We start from the raw sequence: 4,709 nt of genomic DNA, 5'->3' as shown, positions 1-4,709 counted from the left end.
GAAATTTTTATGGCTAATGAATTTGTTCCGGATGAAGTCCAGTTGAGGAAAAAGATTCATACCTTAAGGGGTGAGCAGGTAATGCTTGATCGCGACCTGGCGGATCTTTACGGTGTGAAAGCAATCCGTCTCAGGGAGCAGGTCAAGCGCAACATCAAACGCTTTCCAGAAGACTTCATGTTTCAACTCACAGAGGCAGAGGTTGACCTCCTGGTATCGCAAAATGCGATACCTTTTGAGCCACGACCGCTTTTTGATTCTTGATGGTGAGACTGTCTATCATATTGGTGCTTCGCTGAAAGATTTAGGCAAAAAATGGTTTGCCTTTTCACGCATGGATAAGAGTGCATTGACCATAATGCAAAAAGTGGAAGAAGTATTGAGAGGTGATAGATAAATGCAAAGCAAACAACGATATATATTCTTTGACCCCGGACTGCGGTCTTCGGACTCCGGACTACGGATTACGGGTTCATACCCCCATACATCCAAACGTCCATACGTCTAAACGGACCTCGGGTTTGACTTTACACCCAAACACGAATACTTCCATACACCCATATGTGGCAATGGACCCCGGACCCCGGACCTCGGATTACGGACTACGGGTTATGGGACAATAAAAAATATGAGCAGATCATGGATTTGACTGAAAACAAGCATAACCTTACAGAGGTGGTCTTAGCCAAAAGGATACTCATTATTCGAAGCCATAAGGTAATGATGGATTCTGATCTGGCTGAAATCTACTCTGTTACGACCAAACGCTTCAATGAGCAGGTCAAAAGGAACAAGGGCAGATTTCCCCAAGACTTCATGTTCCAGTTGACCAGAGAAGAAAAGGCCTGGGTGGTCGCAAATTGCGACCACCTGTCAAATCTTAAGTACTCCCCTCATCTGCCTTACGTGTTCACGGAGCATGGGGCGATAATGGCCGCCTCAGTTTTGAACTCTCCAAAAGCTGTAGAGATGAGTGTTTTTGTTGTCAGGGCATTTGTTCGCATGCGGGAAATATTGGCCACGCACAAGCAGCTGGCTGAAAAACTTGTGGAGCTGGAAGAAAAGATCTCGGATCATGACCAGGCCATAGGCGGTTTAATTGAGGCAATGCGCGAGTTGATGTCTTCAGGCATCCACACGCAAAAAACCATTGGCTTCACGGCTGATATTTACGAGAAAGATAAATAAATCATGAAAAATATCGCCTATGCAACAAATGCAAACAAGAACTGTTTAGCAAACGGATCCCGGATTACGGATTACGGGTTCATACCCCCATACCCCCATACTCCCATACGTCTAAACGGATCCCGGATTACGGATTATGGGTTCAACTGGACTCCCATACACCCATGCGTCCAAACGTCAATACGTCCAAGCGGACCCCCGGATTACGGATTACGGACTTCCGACCTCGGATCTCGGACCTCCGACTTCCGTGCCATTCCGTGAGCAGAAATCTATTGATAAGGTTCAAGCAATATGCAGAAAGGTAAGCTAACAATAGAAAATGTTGCCCAGCTAAAAAGGGCTGAAGTCTCTTTCGGTGATCTAACCGTGCTGGTGGGTCCGCAGGCTTCAGGCAAAAGCATCCTTCTGCATCTTTTCAAGCTGGCCATGGATGCCGGCCATATCAATTCCATGCTTAAAAAAAACGGCATGCATTGGAACGGGCAACTTAGCAAGTATTTTTCCCTGTATATGGGCGAAGGAATGGAGTCTGCCTGGTCCAGCCAAAGTAAAATGAGCTACCGGGGCCGGGAAGTAGATATGGAGGCCAAGATGCGGGCCAAGAAAAGCAAGGAGGCCTCTTTCTTCATTCCGGCCCAGAGGGTGCTGACCCTGCGAAATGGCTGGCCCCGTCCTTTTACCGATTATGACAGTGGAGACCCTTATGTAGTCCGTCATTTCAGCGAAATGATCAGACACCTGATGGAAGCCGGTCTGGGCAGCGGGGAAAGCGCTATTTTTCCCCAGCCTGGCCGATTGAAAAAAGATCTGCGCCAGGCCTTGTCCAGTGGGATTTTTTCCGGCAGCGAGCTTCGGCTGGATACACATGGCCTCCAGAAACGGATTATCTTACAAGTAGAAAAAAATGCCCTGCCCTATATGGTCTGGTCCGCTGGACAAAGGGAATTTATCCCCCTCCTGTTAGGTCTTTACTGGCTTTTGCCGCCCTCCAAAGTGAGCAAGCACAAGGATATTAACTGGGTAATTGTGGAAGAGCCGGAGGCCGGGCTGCATCCACAGGCGGTCTCGGCAGTTCTTTTGGGGGTTATGGAGCTTTTGGATCGGGGATATAAAGTTATTTTGTCCACCCACTCATCCCATATTCTGGATTTTGTCTGGGGCTGGAAAATGCTGCAGTCCTTCTCCGGAGATCCGAATCTGCTTTTAGAAATGCTGGACGCACCCAAAACGCAGGCTTTAAACGAATTAGCCAAGCGGATCAAATCTTCCACAGCCAGGGTTTACTACTTTGAGCGCCATGACCAGAGTATCCATACGCGGGATATATCTAATCTGGACCCCGGAGCCGAGGACATCCAGGAATGGGGTTGGGGAGGCCTGGCTGAGTTTAGCGGCCGGGTAAACGATGTAGTTAGCAGAATGATCCAGGAGCAGGAAACATGAGCTTAAAGTCAATGGCAAGCCACAACGAGGAATTAAAGGATTGCTGGAAATCCGGAATGCAGGCACTGCAAAAAAAAGACAAAAAGCTTATCCGCTCCCCAAAAAGCGTCTGCAATGGAAGCATCAACATTGACGCATGCCTTGAGAACTCCCGCCCCAACGACAATCGCTGGGACTACGGACTGGACATAAAAGACAAAGGAGTGTTTGTCGAAGTGCACCCGGCCCATACCAGCGAGGTAAACACTATATTGGCCAAGCTGACGTGGCTCAAATCCTGGTTTCAGAGGAACTGTTCCGGGTTCAACAGCCTGAACAAGTCCTATTACTGGGTGGCGTCTGGCGCTGTGGCTATTCGCCAAGGTTCCCCCCAGGCCAGACGGTTGGCCAGGGAAGGGATCACCGGTCAGTTGAAATATTTGAATTTGGAGTGACTAAACTTTTGGATTAGAGTAAGCTTTATTATGAAGAGAAAGGCTTTGTTAAAGCATTTACAAAAACATGGAGCCTGCCTTTTGCGGGAAGGCAGTCGGCACACTATTTTTCAACTTGGAACCAGGAAGACTCAAGTGCCAAGACATGTGGAAATTGTTGATGAGTTAGCGCGAAAAATCTGAAAAGATTTGGATATTCCATTCGTGAGGTAACTATATGAAATACCGTGCTGTAATTAAGCAAACAGATGGATGGTGGATTGGATGGCTTGTTGACCTCCCAGGAGTCAACGCCCAGGAAAAAACCCGTGAGGAGCTTATGGAATCTTTGCGCATTGGAGCTCAAGAAATGCTTGAGACAAATGTTCCATTTGAACCGGGCTTTATCATGGAAAAGCTGGATGTCCCTGAGCCGGAGTGGGCATGAAAATAGTTATCCTACGAAACACCCCACGGGGCAGGCACGGAAGGACACTGAAGTATGAAGAATCAAATTTCGGACCACGGATCTCGGATCCCGGACTTCGGACCACGGACTACGGACCACGGATCCCGGACTTCGGACCACGGATTACGGGTTCATACGTCCATACGTCTAAACGGACTACGGTTTTGACTTTACACCCAAACACGAATACTTTCATACACTCATACGTGGCAATGGACCACGGATCTCCGGCTTCCGTGTCTTTCCGTGAATTCCGCCTGCCCCGTGTAACCGGGGCCCCCTCTGGGGTGTTACACTGGGGTGGGCGAAACTCTTCTGTCTTATCCGGATGGTGGATGCCTTAAAAAGAATTCTGCCCACGGAACACACGGAAGGACACGGAAAGTTCTTTTCTTATTCAGTGCTTTTCCGTGTATTCCGTGGGCTAGGGCTAAACTCTTTTTCTGGATCAGTCCCCGGAACCCGGGTTCAAAAGGAGAAATAGATATGTCTCAAACAATGACTTTTGGAGGCCTGCTGGAAGAGGTGGATAAACTGCCACTTACAGAACAGGATATGTTCAAGGAAATTCTTTCCAGGAGAATCATGGAGCGCCGACGCAATCAGCTTTTTGATGAAATACAGAAAGCACGAGCGGAATATAGTGCGGGAGAATGCCATCCCGTCAGTGTAGACGACCTGATGAACGAAATCGTCAAATGAAGCGACTTCTGATTCGTTCTCCATCCTTCGTTCGTGCCGCCAAACGGTTTATCAAAAAACGTCCTGAATGTGGCGATGACCTACGAAAAGCGCTGACTTTGCTTGAGAACGATGTTTTCCATCCAGGTCTGAAAGCACATAAGCTTCAAGGCAGGTTATCAGGATCATGGGCATGCTGTGTCGGATATGATCTCAGGATTATCTTCCGTCTTGGTCGGCATGAAGGTCAAGAGGCCATTTTTCTGGAAACAATGGGTACGCATGATGAGGTATACTAAAGCTTGCGGACCCAGGACCTCGGATTACTGATAACATACAACTGACAACCTATACCTATAACTTATAACCACTCACATGAATAACATCGCCATCATCCCGGCCAGAGGAGGCAGCAAGCGCATCCCCCGCAAGAATATCAAAAACTTCTGCGGGCAGCCCATTGATTCTTTTCCCACGGAACACACGGACGGACACGGAAAGGGGAAGAAGAG

General features: G+C 48.2%; 8 protein-coding genes. All 8 read left to right on the top strand.

From position 1 onward, the window contains the following. A partial coding sequence (locus LZ23_RS11455; RefSeq protein WP_232300474.1) for an ORF6N domain-containing protein occupies nucleotides 1-264 on the top strand: 264 nt, incomplete at its 5' end. 375 nt (nucleotides 265-639) lie between these two features. Continuing rightward, nucleotides 640-1,188, top strand: coding sequence for an ORF6N domain-containing protein (locus tag LZ23_RS11450; protein WP_045214293.1), 549 nt, complete (start codon nucleotides 640-642; stop codon nucleotides 1,186-1,188). A gap of 294 nt (nucleotides 1,189-1,482) precedes the next feature. Then, on the top strand, nucleotides 1,483-2,634 hold the full coding sequence (locus LZ23_RS11445) for an AAA family ATPase (RefSeq protein WP_045214291.1): 1,152 nt from the start codon (nucleotides 1,483-1,485) through the stop codon (nucleotides 2,632-2,634). Next, a complete protein-coding gene (locus LZ23_RS11440; protein WP_045214290.1) occupies nucleotides 2,631-3,068 on the top strand; it encodes a hypothetical protein in 438 nt (145 codons plus the stop codon). The genes LZ23_RS11445 and LZ23_RS11440 overlap by 4 nt, the downstream gene beginning before the upstream one ends. A gap of 217 nt (nucleotides 3,069-3,285) precedes the next feature. Continuing rightward, nucleotides 3,286-3,495 carry a type II toxin-antitoxin system HicB family antitoxin gene (locus LZ23_RS11435; RefSeq protein WP_045214288.1) on the top strand — a complete coding sequence of 70 codons (210 nt, stop codon included), beginning with the start codon at nucleotides 3,286-3,288 and terminating at the stop codon, nucleotides 3,493-3,495. Between the two features lie 507 nt (nucleotides 3,496-4,002). Then, nucleotides 4,003-4,218, top strand: coding sequence for a hypothetical protein (locus LZ23_RS11430; protein ID WP_052507332.1), 216 nt, complete (start codon nucleotides 4,003-4,005; stop codon nucleotides 4,216-4,218). Next, a complete protein-coding gene (locus tag LZ23_RS11425; protein WP_045214286.1) occupies nucleotides 4,215-4,496 on the top strand; it encodes a type II toxin-antitoxin system RelE/ParE family toxin in 282 nt (93 codons plus the stop codon). Before LZ23_RS11430 ends, LZ23_RS11425 begins: the two co-directional genes overlap by 4 nt. A gap of 76 nt (nucleotides 4,497-4,572) precedes the next feature. After that, nucleotides 4,573-4,709 (top strand): cytidylyltransferase domain-containing protein (locus tag LZ23_RS23530; protein ID WP_435050739.1); only part of this gene is annotated, 137 nt, incomplete at its 3' end.

Origin of the sequence: Desulfonatronovibrio magnus, from assembly GCF_000934755.1 — a bacterium.
In the GTDB taxonomy this organism is placed as follows: domain Bacteria; phylum Desulfobacterota; class Desulfovibrionia; order Desulfovibrionales; family Desulfonatronovibrionaceae; genus Desulfonatronovibrio; species Desulfonatronovibrio magnus.
This window is presented reverse-complemented; position numbering and strand designations above follow the sequence as displayed.